Below are 19,888 nucleotides of genomic sequence, written 5' to 3'. Positions count from 1 at the left end.
GCGGACACCCCCTCCCAGCCTCCCCCATCAAAGGGGGAGGTGTCTCTCCACTCTTGGAGCTGAATCGAGTATCAATTACCGCACGGCACCTCCCCCTCGGTGGGGGAGGCTGGGAGGGGGTGACGGTTGGCCCCCATCTATTGTCGGCTCTAAGCCCCAATCCCCCTTAGCAACGCCAATATCGCCCTTGGCAAGTCCTGCTCCGGTACCGGTTTGAAGCCGCGGAATTCGTCGCGGTCGAGGACGCGTTGAGCGGCGGCGGAGGGGTAGGCGGCGGGCCACATGCCGGCGATCAGGGTGGCGATGACGCGGAACAGCCATTGCGCATCGGATAGCGACAGGCTGGGTAGTGCGCGCATCAGCGCGGGGGCGACCGGCTCAATCTGGGTGTTGATGGCGCGTTTGTAGGTGGCGATGCTCTCCTCGGAGACGTTCTGCTCCAGGACGCTGGAAAACATGCTGATCAGCTTGCAATAGCGCTGGCGCGCCAGGAATTCCGAGGAGATTGCGGCGGCGGCCGCGCCGACAAAGCCAGGCGTCAGGCTATCGAGCCGGGTGACGAGCGCCGCGACGAACGCTTCCTGTTCCTGCAGCAACAGAGTTAGCAGCACTTCTTCGCGGCTCTCGAAATAGCGGTAGATATTGGATTTGGTAAAGCCGGCGCGGGCCGCGATGGCGTTGAGGCCGGTACCGGTGGGGCCCTCTTCGTCGAACAGGGCCGTGGCCGCCGCGATGAGAGCCTCGCGGCGGAGTGTTTTCTGTTCAGGCTGGCGGGCACGCTGGAAGCCGGTCACACAAGGTCTCCGCTGAGTGCAGCAGAGGTGTGGCCGTTCGCCCGACCTGTCAAGCGGGGACGGCTTGGGCGCCGTAGCGGACCCCGGTCAACTGCTCGGACGCCTCCCACAGCCGCTTGGCCACGGCATCGTCCTTGGCGCGGCGAGGTGGCTGGACGATCGCCGGAGCGCCCTTCATCTGCATGAACCCGTCTGGGCCGAAATAGTCGAGTGGACGCACGTCGGGGGCGGTTGCCGCCTTGACGGTCGGCAGGGCGCCATCGGCGGCATTCTGGGAGAGAAACCGCTCCATCAGACTGGTGCCGATCGCCGCAATGCCCGTCATGGTGCCGGGACCATTGGCGATCAGGTCGGTGCGGGCATAGCCTGGATGGGCATTGGCGTTGACGATGCCCCAGCCGTTGACGTCGCTGCGGCGCTGGAATTCGCGGGAAAACAGCAGGTTAGCCAGCTTGGATGCGCCGTAGGAGCGCATTGGGCGATAGGCCTGCTCCGACTGCAGATTGTCGAAATCGATGCGGCCGAGATGGGCGGCGCCCGAGGAAATAGTAACGACGCGGGCGCCGTGCGCGGCAATGAGCAGGGGCAACAACTGGCCGGTCAGGGCGAAATGGCCGAGATGGTTGGTGCCGAATTGCAGCTCGAACCCGTCGGAGGTGGTCTTGCGGGTCGGCGGGGTCATGACGCCGGCATTGTTGACCAGCAGGTCGAGTTGGGTGAGTTGCCCGTTCATGCGCACGCCGAACGCGGCGATAGAGGCGAGATTGCCAAGGTCGACGCTTTCGAAGGCGATATCGGCCTTGGGATGCAGCGCGCGGATACGGCGCAGGGCATCGCCGCCTTTTTCGGCGTTGCGACCGGCAAGGATCACTTTGGCGCCGGCGCCCGCCAGCATGCGCGCGGTTTCATAGCCCAGCCCGCCGGTGGCGCCGGTGACTATGGCGGTCTTGCCGGTCTGGTTGGGGATGTCGGCGGTGGTGAACTCGGTCATGGCGGAGCGTCCTTGGTGCAGGGGTTCGGCCGCTGGGAGACGTCATATAAGTGACCGATGGTCTCTAAATGGGCGTGCCGCGCTGCTTGTCAAGAGCTACGCTCAAGCGAGGGCTTTGGTTGCGTGGACCCAGAGCCAGCGGGTGGGCTTGCCATCGTAGCCGCCGCCGTCAGTTTCGGTGAGTTCGAGCGCGGCCCAATCGGCGGCGGCGCGGAAATGGGCGAGTAGGGTTTGGGCGCTGGGATAGTTGTAATACCGACCCAAGCCGTCGCGGCCTTCGCCGGTGCCGGCCTTGAAGCTGGCGGTCAGCGGGCTGCCGGGGCGCAGGGCGGTGTGGATGCGGGCGATGTCCTCGGTCAGTTCAGCGGCTGGTGCATGCAGCAAGGCGGCGCTTGCCCAGACCCCGTCATAGGTAGCCACGTCGTCGAGCTGGTTGAAGGCCATGATTTTTACTGGACGGCCAAGTAGGATTTCGGCCGCTGCCGCCAGTTCGGCTGAGGCATCGCTTGGCGTCACCGCGAAGCCAGCCGACAGCATATAGGCCGCGTCCTGGCCGCCGCCGGTGCCCAGTTCGAGAATGTCGCCGCCAGCCGGCAGGGCGGCAAGGAAGGTGCTCAACTGTTCGTCGTCCAAGCGCCGCTGGCGGCCGGCATAGACTTCGGCGTTCTCGGCATAAAAGCGCAGCGTCTCGTCGTCCGGCATGATCGCTCCAAAACAAAAGGCCCGGGATTTCTCCCGGGCCTCTGTGTTCTTTTAAGGTCGGTCGATCTATTCGATCGCGCCCTTTTCGACGAACTTGCCGCCTTCGACTTCGAGATAGACGATGGTGCCGGGGACGTCACCGGCAGCGTCGAAGTCCAGCGGGCCGCCGGCGCCTTCGTAGTCGATGTCGGTGCCGGCCTTGATCAGCTCGACAGCCTTGGTCCATTCGCCGGGCAGGATCTTTTCGCCGGGAGCGGAAGCGACGTCACGCAGAGCAGCCGAAAGGCCTTCGCGCTTGGCCGAACCATTCTTTTCGACGGCGAGAGCAAGCAGGAACGCGGCGTCATAAGCCTGGGGGGCATAGGTCGCGGTCGGGTCCTGGCCGGCATCGGTCGCCAGCTTGGCGTAGACGGTGGCGGACTCGCCGGCATAAGCACCGGCGCGGGTTGCGGTCAGGCCTTCGACAGCCGCAGCGTCGATACCGGTCAGCAGGTCGTCGCCGACCATGCCATCGCCACCAACATAGGTGGTGAAGTTGCCCGATTCGACAGCCTGGCGCAGCATGGTCTGGCCCGAGCCCGAAGCGTAGGCCAGGATCACCAGGTTCTGCGAACCAACCAGGTTCCCCAGCTCGGCGCGATAGTCGGCCTTGCCGTCTTCGTGCGCGATATTGGCAGCGATGGTGCCGCCGCCGGCGGTGAAGGTGGCGGCGAACACGTCGGCCAGGCCTTTGCCGTAGTCATTGTTGACATAGGTGACGGCAACGTCCTTGACGCCGCGCGCCAGCAGCAGGTCGGCCATCTTCACGCCCTGCAGCGAGTCAGCCGGGGTGGTGCGATAGACGAGATCGTTATCGGCCAGGGTCGTCAGCGCGGGAGCGCTGGCAGCGGGGGAGATCATCACGACGCCGCCGGGGATGGCAGCCGAATTGGCGCCGCCGATGGTGGCGCCGGTGCAGAAGGCGCCCATGATGCCGGTGACCTGGTCGGTGTTGACCAGCTTGTCGGCCGCGGCGGAAGCGGCAGTCGCGTCGCAGGCGCTATCGCCGACGACGGGAATGATCTTGCCGCCACCCAGAATGCCGCCCTGGGCATTGACTTCGTCGAAGGCGAGCTGAGCGCCGGCGACGATGGGGGGAGCCAGGCTTTCGATCGGGCCGGTCAGGTCGGCGAGAATGCCGAGCTTGACGTCCTCGGCCAGCGCAGGGGCGGCGATCGACAGGGTCGTGGCCGCCACGGCCATGGTCAGAAGAGTTTTCAGATTGAGCATTGATGTCCCTCGTTATGGGTTGCTCCGCCGAGCGGCCTTAACGGTCCTGTCTTCTGAGCGGAACAACGCGATCTAGGAGGCGCTAAATGCGCCTCGCTGGGGCAGACTGTTGCACATTTGTTAAGCCGGAGTCACGGGCAATTGAAGGGGCTTGCAAGGCCTTCTTGCAGTTGCTTAACGGGGGTGGTTTGCGCATAGAATAAGGGCGATGTGCGGCGAGGAGGCCCCGATGACTATCAGGATTTGGGGCATCGCCATGCTGGCCGTTTTGGCCCTGCTGCAGCCGGCGCTGGGGCAAGTCACCGTGCTCGACCAGGCGCAGGATGGTGCTGTGCCGGCCGATCCTGTTGCGCCGCCGCCGATCTGCGGTACGCAGCCGATCGGCATTGCGCGGATGAGTTGGCCATCGGCGGCGATCCTGGCGGAAATCCAGGCGCGCCTGCTGACCACCCAGTTCGGTTGCCAGACGCGGGTGGCGCCAGGGGATCTGGCCGCTACCGGCTCCTCGATGGGCACGACGGGGCAGCCGGCAGTGGCACCCGAAATGTGGGTGGCGCGCATTGCCGAGGTGTGGAACCCAGCGGTCAAGGCGCAGATGGTCCGTCCCGCGGCGCCCACCTACGCGGAGACCACGTTCGAGGGCTGGTTCGTGCCGGACTATCTGGCGGCGGCGCATCCCGAGCTGACTGGTGCGGCCAAACTCAGGGACGTGGCGGCGACGCTGAATAATGGCGCAAAAATCCGTTTCGTGTCCTGCCCGGCCGATTGGGGCTGTTCGGTGATCAACCGCAACCTGATCCGGGCGCTGGGGTTGGGCGATGTGCTCGATGTGGTCGAGCCGGCCAATCGCTTCGAAATGGATACGCTGATTGCCGAGGCCGTGGGGCGGCACGAGCCGGTGGTGTTCTATTACTGGCAGCCCAATGCGGTGCTGGCGCAGTTCAACTTCGTCAATCTCGACCTGGGGGCCTATGACGAAAAGGCGCTGCAATGCCTGGCGCAACAGACCTGCGCTACGCCGGTCGCCTCCTCGTTTGCGCCCGAGAGCGTGGTGATCGCGCTGGCCGAGTGGGTCTATACCGACATTCCCAGTATCGCCGCCTATTTCGGGCGCACCACCATGCCGCTCAAGGAAATGAACACCTTGCTGGCCCAGCTCAACGAGCCCGGCGCAACGATAGAAAGCGTGGCGGATCGGTTCGTGATCGAACGCAGCGATATCTGGAAAGGCTGGGTTGGATCAGGCGCGCCCTAAGCTTGGATTCACTGTCCGTTAAGCCTGATTTCAGGCGGATCGGGCATTGATATCAAACCGTCACAGAGCGCCGATAGGGTTTTTGGCTATCCTGGACGTGTTTGCATAAACTATTGATGTATAACATTATTTTTGTGATGTTTAGGTCCCGTTCACGGGTTGGTGTGCATAGTGCGGCATGGGGCAGCGCGCCCTGTATGTTCCGGTAGGCCCGATGCGCAAAATACCCACGCTGTTCAAGATTCTCGATGGCTACCGGCAATTCTCGATAGTGGCGGCGGTCGCCATCATCGCCGTCATCGCGCTGTGCGTGGTGGGTCTAGTCCCCAAATTGCTCCGAACGGGCGAAGTTTCCCTCGTTTATGCGGGCATTATCGGCATCATGGCGCTGATGCTGCTGGGCCTGCGGCTTGGTTACCGCGCGCTGGCGCAGGGCATCGATAGCGCCGACAAGGCCAATCGCGCGGTGCTGGCCTCGGTCAATCGCGATGCACTGACGGGCGCCTTCACGCGCTCCTATTTCATCGAGCAGATGGGGCTACATGTCTACCACGGCTCCGACGAGGCCATGGGCTACATGCAGCTCGACATGGACAAGCTCAAGGTGCTCAACGACAGCCACGGCCACAATGCCGGCGACGCGGCGCTGAGCCACCTGGTCAAGACCATCAATGCGCTGGTGCCGACCGCCATTGTGGGACGGTTGGGTGGCGACGAATTCGGCATCGCCATCCCGGCCCACGATAACAAGCCGGCGCTGCGCCGGCTGGGCGAACAATTGCTGCGCGAACTGGATAAGCCGGTGATGATTGGCGGACGGCCGGTGCGGCTGTCGGCGACGGTCGGGATTGCGCTGGCGCCGGCCGATGCCAGCGATGCGGGCGACCTGATCTCCAAGGCCGACCTGGCGCTCTACAAGGGCAAGCGCGGCGGCCGCCACGCCGTGGTCGAGTTCGATGCCGACATGCTGGGCGACGAGCGCCATCGGCGGTTCGTCGAACGCGAGTTGCGGGCGGCGCTGCTAATGGACGAGCTGGAACTGCATTACCAGCCGGTGTTCAGCGCCGATGGCATTACGATCAAATCCTATGAGGCGCTGGTGCGCTGGCAGCATAAGGTGCGCGGCATGATCGCGCCCGGTGAGTTCATCCATATTGCCGAGCAGAGCGAGCTGATCGACAAGCTGGGCGAATGGGTGTTGCGGCGCGCCTGTATCGACTTGCCGGCGCTTGGCGTGTCGGTGGCGGTCAATGTCTCGCCGGCACAGTTGCGGCGGGCCGAATTCGCCAAACGCTTCGTCGCCATCGTGGCCGAGACCGGCACCGATCCGCGCCAGTTGATTGTGGAAGTCACCGAGACCGTGCCGATGACCGGCAAGGGCCAGGAGCAGGAAAATCTCGAGGTTTTGCGCAAGATGGGTGTGCGCATCGCCATCGACGATTTCGGCGCCGGGCATGCGAGCCTGCAATATCTGCGCGGGTTTGCCTTCGACATCATCAAGATCGACCGCAGCTATGTGAGCAATATCGCGGGCAACCGCATCGATTCGATGATCGTGTCGGCGATTTGCGATATCGCGCGTTCGCTGCCGGTCGAGGTGATTGCCGAGGGCGTCGAGACGCAAGAGCAATTGGCGGTGTTGCAGCGCGCCGGCTGCACGGGCCTGCAGGGGTTCCTCTTGGGCCGTCCGCAGCCACTGTCCAAGCTCAATGCAGGGCGTGCTCTCGCCAGGGTCGCGGACGCCGCATAGGCGTTATCCTATCGTCACAGTTGCTTCCGCGCCCGCACGATGGATATAAAGGGGCGGGCAGCCTGCTGAGGAGCGGGCGATAGCGGGAGCAGTGACTTTGGATTTGAAGCGGATCAACGATCGTATCACCGTATCGGGGCAGATCCTGCCCGAGGATATCGCGTCGCTCAAAGCCGCCGGCTTCACCACCATCATCAATAATCGCCCCGACGATGAATCGCCGGACCAGCCGGCGGGCGCCGAAATCGAGGCTGCGGCCAAGGCTGCGGGCCTGGGCTACTATGCGATCCCGCTGGGTCGCGATGGGGTTTCCCCCGATATGGTCGAGAAAACCAAGGCCGCGCTCGAGGGGAGCCAAGGCCCGGTTTTCGCATTTTGCCGCTCGGGCACCCGCTCGACAACGCTGTGGGCTCTGTCCCAGGCCGGCGAAATGGATGCGGGCGAGATCATTTCGGAAGCGGCCGCGGCCGGCTACGACATGAGCCATCTCGCCGGGCATCTCAACCAGAAATAGACATGACGCAACGGTTGGACGGGCAACCGTTCCCGCCGATGCAGATGATTTGAGCCGGGTCTTAACCAGCCCAGCACCCCTCTTGCTCGGACCTATATCGATGCCAATCAAGAAAATCCTCGTCGCCAACCGCTCCGAAATCGCCATTCGCGTGTTCCGGGCCGCCAATGAACTTGGGCTCAAGACCGTCGCGGCCTTTGCCGAAGAAGACAAGCTGGCGCTGCACCGCTTCAAGGCCGACGAGGCCTATCTGATCGGCAAGGGCAAGGGCCCGGTCGAGGCCTATCTGCAGATCGACGAATATATCCGCATCGCGCGGATTTCCGGCGCCGATGCGATCCATCCTGGCTATGGGCTGCTCTCGGAGTCGCCGGAGTTCGTAGACGCCTGCGAAGATGCGGGCATTATCTTCATCGGCCCGCGCGCCCAGACCATGCGCGACCTCGGCAACAAGGTCGCGGCGCGCAACATGGCGATCGCCAGCAATGTGCCGGTGGTGCCGGCCACCGAAGCGCTGCCTGACGATCCGAACGAGATCAAGCGCCTCGCCGCCGAAGTCGGCTATCCGCTGATGCTCAAGGCGAGCTGGGGCGGCGGTGGCCGTGGCATGCGCCGCATCATGGACGAGTCTTCCTTGTTGTCCGAGGTCAGCGAAGGCAAGCGCGAGGCCAAGGCGGCGTTCGGCAAGGACGAGATGTATCTCGAAAAGCTGGTCGAGCGGGCGCGCCATGTCGAAGTGCAGCTCATCGGCGACGATCACGGCAACCTCGTGCATCTTTATGAGCGCGACTGCTCGGTGCAGCGCCGCAACCAGAAGGTCGTCGAGCGGGCGCCCGCGCCGTATCTCAGCGAAGCCGTGCGCAAGGAACTGACCGACGCAGCCGTGCGCCTCGGCAGTGCCGCCAGCTATCGCGGCGCCGGTACCGTCGAATTCCTGATGGATGCCGACACCGACAAATTCTACTTCATCGAGGTCAATCCGCGCATCCAGGTTGAGCATACCGTCACCGAAGAGGTGACCGGCATCGATATCGTCAAGGCGCAGATCCATCTGCTCGATGGCGCGGTGATCGGCACGCCGGAGTCGGGCGTGCCGCTGCAACAGGATATTCACCTCAACGGCAATGCCATCCAGTGCCGGGTGACCACCGAAGATCCCGAGCAGAACTTCATCCCCGATTACGGCCGCATCACCGCCTATCGCGGCGCCACCGGCTTTGGCGTTCGTCTCGATGGCGGCACCGCCTATGCGGGCGCGGTGATCACGCGCTTCTACGATCCGCTGCTGGAAAAGGTTACCTGCTGGGCCCCGACCGCCGAGGAGGCGATCGCCCGCATGCACCGCGCCCTGCGCGAGTTCCGTATTCGCGGCGTCTCGACCAATCTGGCGTTCCTCGAAAACATCATCACGCATCCGGACTTCGTGCAGAATCGCTATACGACGCGGTTCATCGATACGACGCCCGAGCTGTTCAACTTCAAGCCGCGCAAGGATCGCGCGACCAAGCTGCTCAGCTATATCGCCGACGTGACCGTCAACGGCCACCCCGAAGTGCGTGACCGGCCGATGCCGCCGGCTGAAGCCGCGGCGCCGGTGGTGCCGGTGTTCGAGCCGCTAATCGTCAACGAGGGCAGCCGGCAGATTCTGGAACGGCAGGGGCCTAAAGGCCTCGCAAGCTGGATGAAGGCGCAAAAGCGCGTGCTGTTCACCGACACGACGATGCGCGACGCGCATCAGAGCCTGTTGGCGACGCGGATGCGCAGCTACGACATTACTCGCATTGCGCAGGCGTATTCGCGCGGGCTGCCCAACCTGTTCAGCCTCGAATGCTGGGGCGGGGCGACCTTCGACGTGGCGATGCGCTTCCTCAATGAGGACCCGTGGGAACGGCTGGCGCAGGTGCGCGACGGCGCGCCCAACATCCTGACCCAGATGCTGCTGCGCGGCAGCAATGGCGTCGGCTACACCAATTATCCCGATAATGTGGTCAAGTTCTTCGTCGCCCAGGCGGCCAAGGGCGGCGTCGATATTTTTCGTGTTTTCGATTGCCTCAACTGGGTCGAGAACATGCGCGTCTCGATCGACGCGGTGCTGGACGCCGACAAGGTCGCCGAGGGCGTCATTTGCTATACGGGCGACGTGCTCGACCCCAACCGGGCCAAGTATGACCTCAAATACTATGTGGCCTTGGCCAAAGAACTGGAAGCTGCCGGCGCCCATGTGCTGGGGCTCAAGGACATGGCCGGCCTGCTTCGCCCCGCCGCCGCCAAGAAGCTGATCGAGACGCTCAAGCAGGAAATCGGCCTGCCGATCCATCTGCACACGCACGACACTTCGGGTGCCGCTGCCGCCACCGTTTTGGCCGCCGTGGATGCCGGCGTCGATGCGGTCGATGCGGCGATGGATGCGCTATCGGGCACGACGAGCCAGCCGACGCTCGGCTCGCTCGTCGCGGCGCTGACCGATGGCGATCGCGATCCCGACCTCGATGCCAAGGCGATCCGCCAGATTTCGTTCTATTGGGAAGCGGTGCGCACGCAATACCGCGCCTTCGAAAGTGACCTTCGTTCCGGCGCTTCGGAAGTCTACCTGCATGAAATGCCGGGCGGGCAGTTCACCAATCTCAAGGAACAGGCGCGCTCGCTGGGTCTGGAAACCCGCTGGCACGAAGTCGCCCAGACCTATGCGGACGTCAACCAGATGTTCGGCGATATCGTCAAGGTAACGCCAAGCTCCAAGGTCGTCGGCGACATGGCTTTGGCCATGGTTTCGGCAGGCCTGACGCGCGCCGATGTCGAAGACCCCGCGCGCGATATCGCCTTCCCGGATTCCGTCGTGGGCTTCTTCGCCGGCGATCTGGGCCAGCCGCCGGGCGGCTTCCCCAAGGCGCTGCAAAAGAAGGTGCTCAAGGGCCGCGAGCCAATCACCGAACGGCCGGGTTCCTATCTCAAGGACGTGGACCTCGAAGCCGAACGCGCCAAGGTCGCCGAGGAAGTCGGCCACGAGGTCGATGATTATCGCCTCGCCTCGTACCTGATGTATCCCAAAGTGTTTTCGGATTTCGAAAAGACCCAGGACAAATACGGCCCCACCGCAGTGTTGCCGACGCCGGTCTATTTCTATGGCCTGCATGAGGGCCAGGAATTGTTCGTCGATATCGAGAAGGGCAAGACGCTGGTCCTGCAATATCTCGGCCGTGCGCCCACCAATGAAAAGGGCGAAGTGCGGGTGTTCTTCGACCTCAACGGTCAGCCGCGCACCATCCTCGTGCCCGATCGGCTCAAGGTCGGCGAGGTCAAGCTGCGTGACAAGGCGGCGATCGGCGATCCCAAGCAGGTCGGCGCGCCGATGCCGGGCGTCATTTCGGGCCTTGCCGTCAAGGCTGGCCAGACCGTCACCGCCGGCGACGTGTTGTGCTCGATCGAAGCCATGAAAATGGAAACCGCCATCCACGCCGAAGCCAGCGGCGTCATCGCCGAAGTTCTGGTCAAGCCGGGTGACCAGATCGACGCCAAGGATTTGTTGGTGCGGTTCGAATAAGCAAAAGGCCCGGAGCGATCCGGGCCTTATCAATTAGAGCCGGCGGGCGCGGCCATCTATGGTGCGATCATTGCGATCATTGCGATCGCGGTGATCGGCGCGCACCTTGATGGGCAGGCGGCTGACGATCCAGCTTACCATCAGGGGCACCAGCACGATATCGTCGACCCAGCCAAGCACCGGGATGACATCGGGGATGATGTCGAACGGATTGACCAGGTAGAACGCGACGAATGCCGTGGCGAACTTGAGGTAAAGCGGGGTCTCGGGCGCGAAGAATGCCTTCCAGAGCTGGACGACTTCTTTGCGGAAGAGGACGATGCGGGGAAGGAGCATTTTCATCATGCACCTTAAATGGTCCGCAGCCCGATTGGTTCAAGACCGATGGCCACAAAAGTTGGAATACCCTATGGGCTAGCCGCCGGCGCCGGCTTGAAATTTGCATTGATGAAAGTCAGGGCTTCCCCGATATGGGCGCGCCAAAGTTCCCACGAATGATCGCCGTCATAGATGCGGAAGGCGACGTTCCGGTTATCGGCCAGCAGCGTCTCATAAAGCGCGATGGCGCCGCGCCAGAGCTTGTGACTGTCGTGATCCCCCACCAGCATGAAGATGGCGGGGAGCGGCGTATTGTTGCGCACGGCGCCGGCCAGCAGCGTGAACACGTTTTCGCTATTGTAGCGGCGGGCATCGAAGGGATCGCCGAACGCACCGGAAAAATGCGGCCCGGCCGGAGGTAGATCGACGCCGCTGGTCAGGGTATCGGGATCGGCCCAGTGAAAATAGGCGCTGTCGATGATGAGGTCGATGTCGGCGGGCGCTTTGTCGAGGTCTTCGATGGGCACATTCTCCCAGATCGCGGGGGAGAGGGCCGCGATGGCTGCATAAAGATCGGGATGGCCGATCCCCAGGCGCAAGGCGCCGGCGCCGCCCATGGAAAGGCCCGCAATGGCGCGACCGCCGGCATCCTTGCGAACCGGAAATTCGGCCTCGATCTTCTCGCTCAACTGGCTGGTGATGGCGGTTTCGACATCGTCCTGCCCGCCCGCCGGCCGCGTATCCACGTACCAGTTATTACCCGCGGCCGGCATGACCACGACCATGGGCTGCACGGTGCCGTCGGCGATCAACCCGTCTAGTGTCGGTTGCAGGTTGCCGGCGACCAGCCAATCGCCTTGATTGCCCCCCAGCCCATGCAGCAGATAGACCACCGGCCAGCCCTGCGGCGGCGGATTGCCGTCGGGGCGATAGACATTGACCGCCATCGGAGCGGCCATCGCGGGCAGGGCGTAGCTTTGCGCCACGATGGTGCTCGCCGAGGCCGGCAAGGGGGCGAGGAGCAGCAGGGCGATCAGGGCAAGATAACGCATTCAGGTCAGCCCGCCCCGCTCCCGCAGCAGCTTGACGATGGCCATGGCGTGGCCATGCCCCAGGCTGTAATCGGTCTTCAGCCAATCGGTGATCGGGGTCGCCTTGGTGCCGGGCTTGGTGAAGCCCTTGGCCTTGGCCAGGGCGATGAACTGGTCCGGGGAAACGCCGGTCTGCTTTTCGATATTGTCGAGATAGGCCTGGAAGGACATGGAAACGCTCCGTGGTCAGCTTGCATACCACACGACGCGGGACGGTGCGTCGGTTCGACATCATTCAGAAACATTGCGTTGATAGCGTCCTAGGCCTATTTCTCCCCTCAGAGAAGGCAGAGGTGTCGCATGGCTGGGCCGTTGGAGCGCAGGCAATCGGTTGGTGTGGATGTCGGCGGCGTCATGGTCGGCGGCGGAGCGCCGGTTGTCGTGCAATCGATGACCAATACCGATACGGCCGATATCGACGCGACGGTGAAGCAGGTCATGCAACTGGCGCGGGCCGGCTCGGAAATTGTGCGCATCACGGTCGATCGCGACGAGTCAGCCGCCGCCGTGCCGATCATCCGCGATCGCCTGGCGTTCATGGGCTATGACGTGCCGCTGGTCGGGGACTTCCACTATATCGGCCACAAGTTGCTGACGGATCATCCGGCCTGCGCCGAGGCACTGGCGAAATACCGCATCAATCCGGGCAATGTCGGCTTCAAGGCCAAGCGCGACACGCAGTTTTCGACGCTGATCGAGATCGCCAACAAATACAACAAGCCGGTCCGCATCGGGGTGAACTGGGGTTCGCTCGATGAGGAACTTCTGACAAAGCTGATGGACGAGAACGCCAACTCGGCTACGCCGATTTCGGCGGCCGCCGTCCAACGCGAGGCGATCATCCAGTCGGCGCTGCTGTCGGCGCAGCGGGCAGAAGAACTCGGCATGGGTCGCGACAAGATCATCCTCTCGACCAAAGTCTCGGACGTCCAGCACCTGATCGCGGTCTATCAGGACCTGTCGGCGCGTTGCGATTACGCGCTGCATCTGGGGCTGACCGAGGCCGGCATGGGGACCAAGGGCGTCGTCGCTTCGTCCGCCGCCATGGGCATTCTGCTGCAACAGGGCATCGGCGACACCATCCGCATTTCGCTGACGCCCGAGCCGGGTGGCGATCGCACTACCGAGGTCAAGGTGGCGCAGGAACTGCTGCAGACCATGGGCTTCCGCCAGTTCCTGCCTGTGGTCGCAGCCTGCCCCGGTTGCGGGCGCACCACGTCCGATACGTTCCAGCATCTGGCCAAGGATATCCAGGATCACCTGTCATCCTCGATGCCCGAATGGAAGGAACGCTATCCGGGCGTCGAGACGCTGTCGGTGGCGGTCATGGGCTGCATTGTCAACGGTCCGGGTGAGAGCAAGCACGCCAATATCGGCATTTCCCTGCCCGGCACCGGCGAGACCCCGGCCGCCCCGGTGTTTGTCGATGGCCAGAAGGTCGCGACCCTGCGCGGGGCCGATGTGGCCGACCAGTTCAAGGTGATGGTCGCCGATTATATCGAGAAGAAGTTTGGCGCCGGCGCCAAGGTCGCGGCGGAATAGCATGCTCATTGTCAATCTTCTGAACGGTGTCATGCTGGCCAGCCTCGTCTGCTTCGCCGTCGGCGCGGTGCTGCTGGCGATACTGGCGACTCGCTCCGCAGGGCGTGAGCCAATAACCGATGCAGGGCGGCCAAAGAACCTTTTGTCGCGCGTTCAGGGCGCCTTTGAGGATCCCCGGTTCCGCATCGCCAGAACCCTGCTCACGGCCGGTGGCCTGGTGGCGGTGGCGTCGTTCGTTGCTGTCTTCGTGATCAGCGCCAGTCTGCCACGGTGTACCGCTTCCCCCGAGGATCTCGACGAGGCCGTTGCCATGTGCATGCCGGTCGTGCCGGCCCCAGTTCCGGCGGCCTAGCCGCATGGATCGTCCTGCCAGCATCATTTTCATCCATGGCGCGTCGAGCAGCGGGAAATCGTCGCTGGCGCGCGGCGTGCAGGCGAAAATTGACCAACCATTCTGGCATATTTCCATCGATCACCTGCGCGATGCGGGCGTGTTGCCATCGGCCCGCATCACGAGCGGCGAGTTCAAATGGCGCGACATGCGCCGCCCGTTTTTCGATGGTTTTCACCAGTCGCTGGCCGCCTATGCGCATGCCGGCAACAGCCTGATCGTCGAGCACATCCTCGATACGCCCGGCTGGCATGAGGACTTGATCGCGCTCTTGGCGCCGTTCGATGTGTTTTTCGTGGGCGTGCAGTGCTCGCTGGCCGAACTTGTCCGGCGCGAGCAAGCGCGCGGTGATCGTCCCATCGGCAGCGCCGAGCAGGACTTCAATACGATCCATCGTGGCCTGCGCTACGATCTGGAGATTTCCGCCGAATTAGACGCCAACGACAATGTCGAGCGGGTGATTTCGGCCTGGAAGACGCGGACCGCGCCGTCGGCCTTTTTGGAATGCGGCTATGCGCCGAACCAGAATGCCAGCAGAACAACAACCAACTGAACTGCGCCCAGTCCCAGCGGCCCCCAGACCTTCACCTTGTCGCCGGTCTGCAGGCCCACGGCGGCATCGGCAAGCTGGATCACGCCAGCCAGCAGGCCCAGCCAGATCAGCGCCGTGCCATCGGCGCGGAATGCCGCCCACAGCACCACCAGCAGCAGCGGGGTCGAGCGCGCGACGCCGTAAAGCGCGAATACTTTGGCGGTATGTGAGCCCTCGCCGCCCCTGACGATGAAAACCGGGAAGAACACTCCGGCCAGCGAGAAGCCCGTTGCGACCAGCACGTTGATGAGTGTGACGACGATCAGCAGAGCGAGCATTGCGGTTTCCGAGCGGCCCAACCAATCATACCCGGCTGATCGTTCCTTACGTCAAGCTCCGCCTGAGCTACGCAACCAGATTTTGGGCTCTTGTGTTGCCGGTTCGACGACCACGTCAAACCCGCGTCGGCTGCCGATAGTCCTAAACAACTCCGCGAGCTGCTGTTTCTCCTCGCCAACCATGCGGGGCAAGCGCAGCGTGATGTGGGTTGCGTCACGAAGGATTAAATCAAGTTCGGCCGTGTCAGTGGCATAGACCCATGGCCGGTGGCAGATCGTCACCTGGCGAACTTGGCTCCAATTCAATTGCAGCGGTGTCTCGGTCAAGAAATTGAGCAATGGTGAGGGGGTCTGTGCGTATCCCTTCAACCAGTCGATATTGGCCAGCAGCGTCGTTGGTACCCACAGTTGACGGGAGAACCAGTAATAGATGGGGTGGGAGACGAGGAGCCCAAAGAGCAAAACCGCCACGCCCACCCAAGCCGTTGCGACTACGTCGCCGGTTTGCTGCAGACGAGCAATAGCTGCGAAACCAGCGACCACCAGCACGGTGATAGCGAGGTGCTTCATATTGGGCGGAAATTTACGATCGAGAAGGATGATCTCGCAGGTCTCGATCGAGAGCCGGTTTTCCGTGAAGGGCAGGCGGGTCATGTCGGCGGCACGCACGCATCCACCCATTTGCCGCCGCACAGCTCGGCCAGCCGGTCGACCGTCAGCCGCACCGAGGCGTGGGTGGAGCCGCCGGCCGGGATAACCACGTCATAGACCTTGAGCGACACGTCGAGATAGATCGGCAGCGGCGCCGGCAGGCCGAAGGGGCAGACGCCGCCGACCTTGTGGCTGGTCAATTGCTCGACCTCCTCGGCGCCCAGCATGCGTGGACGGCCCCCAAAGGCGGCTTTGGATTTCTGGTTGTCGAGCCGCGCATCGCCACGGGTCACCAGCAGCAGCACTTCACCACCCACGCGGATGCAGAGGGTTTTGGCGATCTGGCCGGGCTCGACGCCATGCACGGCCGCGGCCGTGTCCACCGTGGCGGTCGACCTGTCGGTTTCGAGCACCGACAGGTCGGGGGCGCGGGCGGCGAGGTCGGCTTTGACGCTGGCAAGGCTCATATTGTCTCTCAGAACAGCTGGTTGAGGCGCTCTTCGTATTTGACGCGGGTTTTTTCGCGGATCGGCGTGGCGAGCGCGCGGCGCATGAAGGCGGGGTCCAGCTCGCGCACGCCATCGAGCGCCATCAGCTCGGTGACGGTCACGCGTTCGCCGACAAACGGCGTGTAGGTGACGGCCGTTCCGGCTTCGACCATGCCGGGTGCAATGACGCGGCAATAGGCGCCGGGGCGGAGGGCGCGGGCGAAGCGTTTGACGAAGCCGTTGTCGCCCATGCGCGCAGCCAGGGTCATGCAGGGCGTGCGGTGATAGGTGACTTCAAGGACGACATCGCCAAGCGTGAAGCGGTCGCCGATGGCGACGGCTTGGCCGGTTATGCCCCCGATGGTGAGGTTTTCGCCGAAGGTGCCGGGTGCGATGATTTTGCCAAGCTGGACGCTCCACCAGTCATAGTCATCGGCAAAATAGAGATAGACCGCCTGGTCGCGGCCGCCGTGGTGGCGGCGGTCGATGATGGCATCGCCGGCCACCTCCAGCGCCGTGATGGCGACAGGGCCGGTCACCGGCTGCTTGAAAATGCCCGTCGGCGCCTTGTGACCGGGAATGGGCTGTGGCTTGCCGATATTGACGCTGAGCAGGCTGGCCACGCTCAGTTCTCCCGGCTGGCGAAGTAGCGGGCGGTGGCGCGCAGGCCATCGGCCTTGGGGCCAAAAGTGCGCAGCGCCGAGACGGCGTCGTTGATGATGGCGGCCAAGTGCTGGCGCGCTTCGTCGACGCCGATGCGCGCCACCAGCGTCTGCTTGCCCTTGGCGGCATCCTTGCCGGTGGCCTTGCCCATGGCCTCTTGCGTCGCGGTCACGTCGAGCAGGTCGTCGGCGAGCTGGAAAGCGCGGCCGGCGGCTTCCGCATAGGCGGTGAGCGCCGAGAGGGCGCGGGCATCGGCGCCGCCGAGAATAGCGCCCATGCGGACGCTGGCGCGGATCAGTGCGCCGGTTTTCATCGCCTGCATGATGGCGATGTCATCGCCGGAAAAACCGCCGCGTTCGCCTTCGATATCGCGCATCTGCCCGCCCGCCATGCCGCCGGCGCCGCTGCCCTTGACCAGTTCGGTGACCAGGGCGATGCGGATCGCCGGATCGGGGTGGCAATCGGGACTGGCGAGCAGGCCAAAGGCGTGGGTGAGCAGCGCGTCGCCGGCCAGGATCGCGGTGGCGTCGTCATAGGCCTTGTGCACGGTCGGCTGGCCGCGGCGCAGGTCGTCATCGTCCATCGCCGGCAGGTCATCGTGGATCAGCGAATAGCAATGCACCGCCTCGACGGCGAGCCCGGCAAGCAGCGACTGGCTGGCGGGCATGCCGAAGATGGCGCCGGCCTGGCGCACCAGCAGCGGGCGCAGGCGCTTGCCGCCGTTGAGGCTGCCATGGCGCATGGCCGATACCAGCCGCTCGGCGGCGGGGCCGGGGCCGGACAGGCGTTCGGCGGTCAGGAATTTGTCCAGCGCCGTTTCGACGGCAAGGGCGCAGTCGGCAATGTCGGCGGCAAAATCGTACATGTCATGTTGCTAGCGGGTTGGATGCGCGGCGGCAAGATGGTGGCAGCACTGGATTTCGTGGGACCCGCCAGCTATTGCAAAGCCATGGCGCGGAGACGGAAATCGGGGGGCATGTGGGGAGCGGTGCGCTGGTTGGCGCGGCTGGTCGTCGTGCTCGTCGCCATTCCGGTGGTGTTGACGCCGGTCTATCTGTTCGTCGATCCCATCTCGGTGCCGATGCTGCAGCGCTATGTCACCGGCCAACCGGTCATCCGTGAGTGGCGCGACATCGGGCAGGTTTCCGACCGGCTCAAGGCCTCGGTCATTCTCTCGGAAGACGGGCAGTTCTGCCGACACTGGGGCGTGGATTTTTCGGCGCTGCGCGACGAGGTCAATGACCTGTTTGCCGGACGGCCGGTGCGCGGGGCGTCCACCATCACCATGCAGGTGGCGCGCAACCTGTTCCTGTGGAATGGCGAGAGCTATATCCGCAAGGCTCTCGAAATCCCGCTGGCGCTCTATGTCGACCTGGTGCTGCCCAAGCGGCGGATCATGGAAATCTACCTCAATATCGCCGAGTGGGGCCCCAGTGGACAGTTCGGCGTCGAGGCCGGCGCACAGGCGGCATTCGGCGTCGAACCCGATGCGCTGAGCCGGTCGGCTGCGGCGCTGTTGACCACGGCATTGCCCAATCCGATGCTGCGGCTGCCGGGTCGGCCATCGGCCAATCAGCGACGCATTGCGGCGGTGATCGAGGACCGCGTCGGCCAGTATGGCGAGCGGGCCGATTGCGTCGGCGAAAACGGCAGGCTGGCGCTGTGACGCAGCCTGCAAAAGGCTCTAGCCAAGCCCGCCTTTCTCATCTATAGACACCGCCAATCCCTACAGAGCTTAACGTCTCTGGGCCGCTTTCGGCGGCGCAACGATATTGAATTCGGAGTACCGACCATGGCAGTGCCAAAACGAAAGACCTCGCCGATGAAGCGCGGCTTCCGCCGCTCGCACGATGCGCTTTCCCCAGCATCCTATGTCGAAGACAAGGATAGCGGCGAGCTGCGTCGTCCGCATCACGTCGATCTCAAGACCGGCATGTATCGCGGCCGGCAGATCCTCGACGTCAAGAAATAAGCCGGCGCGTTTGCGCCCGGTTTGAAGATTTGCACACGGCCGGTCCCCTCGGGATCGGCCGTTTTGCTGTGCCGCGGGGGCGGCTGAGACTTGCCATATCGCTGTTGTCGGCCTAAGCCCGGCCCGGTTCAGATTCGGAGATTTCCATGACCATGCGCGTTGAATCGGATTCGATGGGCACCATCAATGTGCCGTCCGCCAAGTATTACGGCGCGCAGACAGCACGGAGCCTGGCCAATTTCGATATCGGCGGCGAAAAGATGCCCAAGGAAATCATCCGGGCGTTCGGCATCCTCAAGAAGGCTGCGGCTTTGGCCAATCACAAGCTCGGCCTCATGGACGAGGCCACGCGCGATCTGATCGTGGCGGCCGCCGATGAAGTGATCTCGGGCAAGCTGGAAGAGCATTTCCCGCTGGTGGTATGGCAGACCGGTTCGGGCACCCAGTCCAACATGAACGTCAACGAAGTCATCTCCAACCGCGCCATCGAAATCGCCGGCGGCACTATGGGTTCCAAGAAGCCGGTGCATCCCAACGACCACGTCAATATGAGCCAGTCGTCCAACGACACGTTTCCGACGGCGATGCACATCGCGGCGCTCGAGGCGATCGAGGGCTACCTTTTTCCGCGCGTCCAGACGCTGCGCGACACGCTGCACCAGAAGAGCGAAGAGTTCATGGATGTGGTCAAGATCGGCCGCACGCATCTCCAGGATGCGACGCCGATCACGCTCGGCCAGGAAATGAGCGGCTGGGTTTCGCAGATCGACCACGCCATCGACGCCATCAAGGCGACGCTGCCGCAACTGCGCGAACTGGCGCTCGGCGGCACCGCCGTCGGCACCGGCCTCAACGCGCACCCCGACTATGCGGTGACGGTGGCGGAGGAAATCACCAAACTTTCCGGCCGGCAGTTCATCACGGCGCCCAACAAATACGCGGTGATGGCGGGGCACGATGCCTTCGTCGGCTCCTCCGGCGCGCTAAAACAGCTTGGGGCGGCGTTCATGAAGCTCGCCAACGATGTGCGCTGGCTTGCGTCGGGGCCGCGCTCAGGGTTGGGCGAAATCATCATCCCCGAGAATG

22 protein-coding genes are annotated in these 19,888 nt (G+C 63.7%); 10 read left to right on the top strand and 12 right to left on the bottom strand.

Translation table 11 applies throughout. The annotated features are described in order from the left end of the window. Positions 1–149: 149 nt before the first annotated feature. From JWP26_RS21925 to JWP26_RS21910, 4 genes are all read right to left on the bottom strand, one after another. Positions 150–794, bottom strand: a complete 645-nt coding sequence (locus tag JWP26_RS21925; RefSeq protein ID WP_299733099.1) for a TetR/AcrR family transcriptional regulator — start codon at positions 792–794, stop codon at positions 150–152. Positions 795–843: 49 nt separating this feature from the next. After that, positions 844–1,785, bottom strand: a complete 942-nt coding sequence (locus JWP26_RS21920; protein ID WP_299733095.1) for an oxidoreductase — start codon at positions 1,783–1,785, stop codon at positions 844–846. 102 nt (positions 1,786–1,887) lie between these two features. Then, a complete protein-coding gene (locus JWP26_RS21915; RefSeq protein ID WP_299733092.1) occupies positions 1,888–2,487 on the bottom strand; it encodes a bifunctional 2-polyprenyl-6-hydroxyphenol methylase/3-demethylubiquinol 3-O-methyltransferase UbiG in 600 nt (199 codons plus the stop codon). Between the two features lie 66 nt (positions 2,488–2,553). Continuing rightward, positions 2,554–3,756, bottom strand: coding sequence for an ABC transporter substrate-binding protein (locus tag JWP26_RS21910; RefSeq protein WP_299733089.1), 1,203 nt, complete (start codon positions 3,754–3,756; stop codon positions 2,554–2,556). A gap of 229 nt (positions 3,757–3,985) precedes the next feature. Here JWP26_RS21910 and JWP26_RS21905 point away from each other — a divergent pair, with 229 nt between their 5' ends. From JWP26_RS21905 to pyc, 4 genes are all read left to right on the top strand, one after another. Continuing rightward, on the top strand, positions 3,986–5,011 hold the full coding sequence (locus JWP26_RS21905; protein ID WP_299733086.1) for a glycine betaine ABC transporter substrate-binding protein: 1,026 nt from the start codon (positions 3,986–3,988) through the stop codon (positions 5,009–5,011). Positions 5,012–5,225: 214 nt separating this feature from the next. Beyond that, positions 5,226–6,761 (top strand): bifunctional diguanylate cyclase/phosphodiesterase, encoded by a 1,536-nt coding sequence (locus tag JWP26_RS21900; RefSeq protein WP_299733083.1) that lies wholly within the window; start codon positions 5,226–5,228, stop codon positions 6,759–6,761. A gap of 91 nt (positions 6,762–6,852) precedes the next feature. After that, entirely contained in the window at positions 6,853–7,275 is a 423-nt protein-coding gene (locus JWP26_RS21895) for a TIGR01244 family sulfur transferase (protein ID WP_299733080.1), read from the top strand. Between the two features lie 100 nt (positions 7,276–7,375). Continuing rightward, complete coding sequence (gene pyc, locus JWP26_RS21890) at positions 7,376–10,816, top strand: pyruvate carboxylase (RefSeq protein ID WP_299733077.1); 3,441 nt, start codon at positions 7,376–7,378, stop codon at positions 10,814–10,816. Positions 10,817–10,849: 33 nt separating this feature from the next. Here the strand turns inward: pyc and JWP26_RS21885 are convergent, their stop codons facing one another. The 3 genes from JWP26_RS21885 to JWP26_RS21875 all read right to left on the bottom strand — a co-directional run bounded on the left by JWP26_RS21885 (position 10,850) and on the right by JWP26_RS21875 (position 12,396). After that, positions 10,850–11,152, bottom strand: coding sequence for a YkvA family protein (locus JWP26_RS21885; RefSeq protein WP_299733075.1), 303 nt, complete (start codon positions 11,150–11,152; stop codon positions 10,850–10,852). A gap of 71 nt (positions 11,153–11,223) precedes the next feature. After that, a complete protein-coding gene (locus JWP26_RS21880) occupies positions 11,224–12,186 on the bottom strand; it encodes an alpha/beta hydrolase family protein (protein WP_299733073.1) in 963 nt (320 codons plus the stop codon). Beyond that, positions 12,187–12,396: a DUF4287 domain-containing protein gene (locus tag JWP26_RS21875; protein WP_299733070.1), complete on the bottom strand. Its 210-nt coding sequence runs from the start codon at positions 12,394–12,396 to the stop codon at positions 12,187–12,189. 129 nt (positions 12,397–12,525) lie between these two features. Between JWP26_RS21875 and ispG the strand changes: the two genes are divergently transcribed. From ispG to JWP26_RS21860, 3 genes are read left to right on the top strand one after another with little or no spacing between them, the layout of a single operon-like run. After that, on the top strand, positions 12,526–13,767 hold the full coding sequence (gene ispG, locus JWP26_RS21870; protein WP_299733067.1) for a flavodoxin-dependent (E)-4-hydroxy-3-methylbut-2-enyl-diphosphate synthase: 1,242 nt from the start codon (positions 12,526–12,528) through the stop codon (positions 13,765–13,767). A gap of 1 nt (position 13,768) precedes the next feature. Next, entirely contained in the window at positions 13,769–14,119 is a 351-nt protein-coding gene (locus tag JWP26_RS21865; RefSeq protein ID WP_299733064.1) for a hypothetical protein, read from the top strand. Between the two features lie 4 nt (positions 14,120–14,123). Beyond that, positions 14,124–14,711, top strand: a complete 588-nt coding sequence (locus JWP26_RS21860) for a chloramphenicol phosphotransferase (RefSeq protein WP_299733061.1) — start codon at positions 14,124–14,126, stop codon at positions 14,709–14,711. Here JWP26_RS21860 and JWP26_RS21855 read toward each other — a convergent pair. The 5 genes from JWP26_RS21855 to JWP26_RS21835 are packed head-to-tail and all read right to left on the bottom strand — an operon-like array spanning position 14,669 to position 17,695. Further along, positions 14,669–15,028: a hypothetical protein gene (locus tag JWP26_RS21855; protein WP_299733058.1), complete on the bottom strand. Its 360-nt coding sequence runs from the start codon at positions 15,026–15,028 to the stop codon at positions 14,669–14,671. The genes JWP26_RS21860 and JWP26_RS21855 overlap by 43 nt on opposite strands. Before the next feature lie 51 nt (positions 15,029–15,079). After that, the gene (locus JWP26_RS21850; protein ID WP_299733053.1) at positions 15,080–15,697 is read right to left on the bottom strand and encodes a hypothetical protein; all 618 of its coding nucleotides are present in this window, start codon (positions 15,695–15,697) and stop codon (positions 15,080–15,082) included. After that, the gene (locus JWP26_RS21845; protein ID WP_299733050.1) at positions 15,679–16,146 is read right to left on the bottom strand and encodes a YbaK/EbsC family protein; all 468 of its coding nucleotides are present in this window, start codon (positions 16,144–16,146) and stop codon (positions 15,679–15,681) included. The genes JWP26_RS21850 and JWP26_RS21845 overlap by 19 nt, the downstream gene beginning before the upstream one ends. 8 nt (positions 16,147–16,154) lie before the next feature. Continuing rightward, positions 16,155–16,790 (bottom strand): MOSC domain-containing protein, encoded by a 636-nt coding sequence (locus JWP26_RS21840; RefSeq protein WP_299733047.1) that lies wholly within the window; start codon positions 16,788–16,790, stop codon positions 16,155–16,157. Between the two features lie 2 nt (positions 16,791–16,792). Continuing rightward, on the bottom strand, positions 16,793–17,695 hold the full coding sequence (locus JWP26_RS21835; protein ID WP_299733044.1) for a polyprenyl synthetase family protein: 903 nt from the start codon (positions 17,693–17,695) through the stop codon (positions 16,793–16,795). 3 nt (positions 17,696–17,698) lie between these two features. On the opposite strand from JWP26_RS21835, the gene JWP26_RS21830 reads away from it, so the two are divergent. From JWP26_RS21830 to JWP26_RS21820, 3 genes are all read left to right on the top strand, one after another. After that, positions 17,699–18,496 carry a transglycosylase domain-containing protein gene (locus tag JWP26_RS21830; protein ID WP_299733041.1) on the top strand — a complete coding sequence of 266 codons (798 nt, stop codon included), beginning with the start codon at positions 17,699–17,701 and terminating at the stop codon, positions 18,494–18,496. Between the two features lie 126 nt (positions 18,497–18,622). Further along, the gene (gene rpmF, locus JWP26_RS21825) at positions 18,623–18,802 is read left to right on the top strand and encodes a 50S ribosomal protein L32 (RefSeq protein ID WP_299733038.1); all 180 of its coding nucleotides are present in this window, start codon (positions 18,623–18,625) and stop codon (positions 18,800–18,802) included. Positions 18,803–18,948: 146 nt separating this feature from the next. After that, the coding region (locus tag JWP26_RS21820; protein ID WP_299733035.1) for a lyase family protein at positions 18,949–19,888 on the top strand (940 nt) is incomplete at its 3' end.

This window comes from Devosia sp. (assembly GCF_028290435.1).
Taxonomy (GTDB): Bacteria; Pseudomonadota; Alphaproteobacteria; order Rhizobiales; family Devosiaceae; genus Devosia.
Note: the sequence above shows the minus strand (reverse complement) of the source record. Positions and strands in the feature narration are given on the sequence as shown.

Coding starts and splice junctions, on each gene's coding strand:
- JWP26_RS21865 (WP_299733064.1), top strand. CDS start 13,769: ATGCTCATTGTCAATCTTCTGAACGGTGTCATGCTGGCCAGCCTCGTC.
- rpmF (WP_299733038.1), top strand. CDS start 18,623: ATGGCAGTGCCAAAACGAAAGACCTCGCCGATGAAGCGCGGCTTCCGC.
- JWP26_RS21910 (WP_299733089.1), bottom strand. CDS start 3,756: ATGCTCAATCTGAAAACTCTTCTGACCATGGCCGTGGCGGCCACGACC.
- JWP26_RS21880 (WP_299733073.1), bottom strand. CDS start 12,186: ATGCGTTATCTTGCCCTGATCGCCCTGCTGCTCCTCGCCCCCTTGCCG.
- JWP26_RS21900 (WP_299733083.1), top strand. CDS start 5,226: ATGCGCAAAATACCCACGCTGTTCAAGATTCTCGATGGCTACCGGCAA.
- JWP26_RS21860 (WP_299733061.1), top strand. CDS start 14,124: ATGGATCGTCCTGCCAGCATCATTTTCATCCATGGCGCGTCGAGCAGC.
- JWP26_RS21885 (WP_299733075.1), bottom strand. CDS start 11,152: ATGCTCCTTCCCCGCATCGTCCTCTTCCGCAAAGAAGTCGTCCAGCTC.
- JWP26_RS21830 (WP_299733041.1), top strand. CDS start 17,699: ATGTTGCTAGCGGGTTGGATGCGCGGCGGCAAGATGGTGGCAGCACTG.
- ispG (WP_299733067.1), top strand. CDS start 12,526: ATGGCTGGGCCGTTGGAGCGCAGGCAATCGGTTGGTGTGGATGTCGGC.
- JWP26_RS21855 (WP_299733058.1), bottom strand. CDS start 15,028: ATGCTCGCTCTGCTGATCGTCGTCACACTCATCAACGTGCTGGTCGCA.
- JWP26_RS21875 (WP_299733070.1), bottom strand. CDS start 12,396: ATGTCCTTCCAGGCCTATCTCGACAATATCGAAAAGCAGACCGGCGTT.
- JWP26_RS21845 (WP_299733050.1), bottom strand. CDS start 16,146: ATGAGCCTTGCCAGCGTCAAAGCCGACCTCGCCGCCCGCGCCCCCGAC.
- JWP26_RS21905 (WP_299733086.1), top strand. CDS start 3,986: ATGACTATCAGGATTTGGGGCATCGCCATGCTGGCCGTTTTGGCCCTG.
- JWP26_RS21915 (WP_299733092.1), bottom strand. CDS start 2,487: ATGCCGGACGACGAGACGCTGCGCTTTTATGCCGAGAACGCCGAAGTC.
- pyc (WP_299733077.1), top strand. CDS start 7,376: ATGCCAATCAAGAAAATCCTCGTCGCCAACCGCTCCGAAATCGCCATT.
- JWP26_RS21835 (WP_299733044.1), bottom strand. CDS start 17,695: ATGTACGATTTTGCCGCCGACATTGCCGACTGCGCCCTTGCCGTCGAA.
- JWP26_RS21920 (WP_299733095.1), bottom strand. CDS start 1,785: ATGACCGAGTTCACCACCGCCGACATCCCCAACCAGACCGGCAAGACC.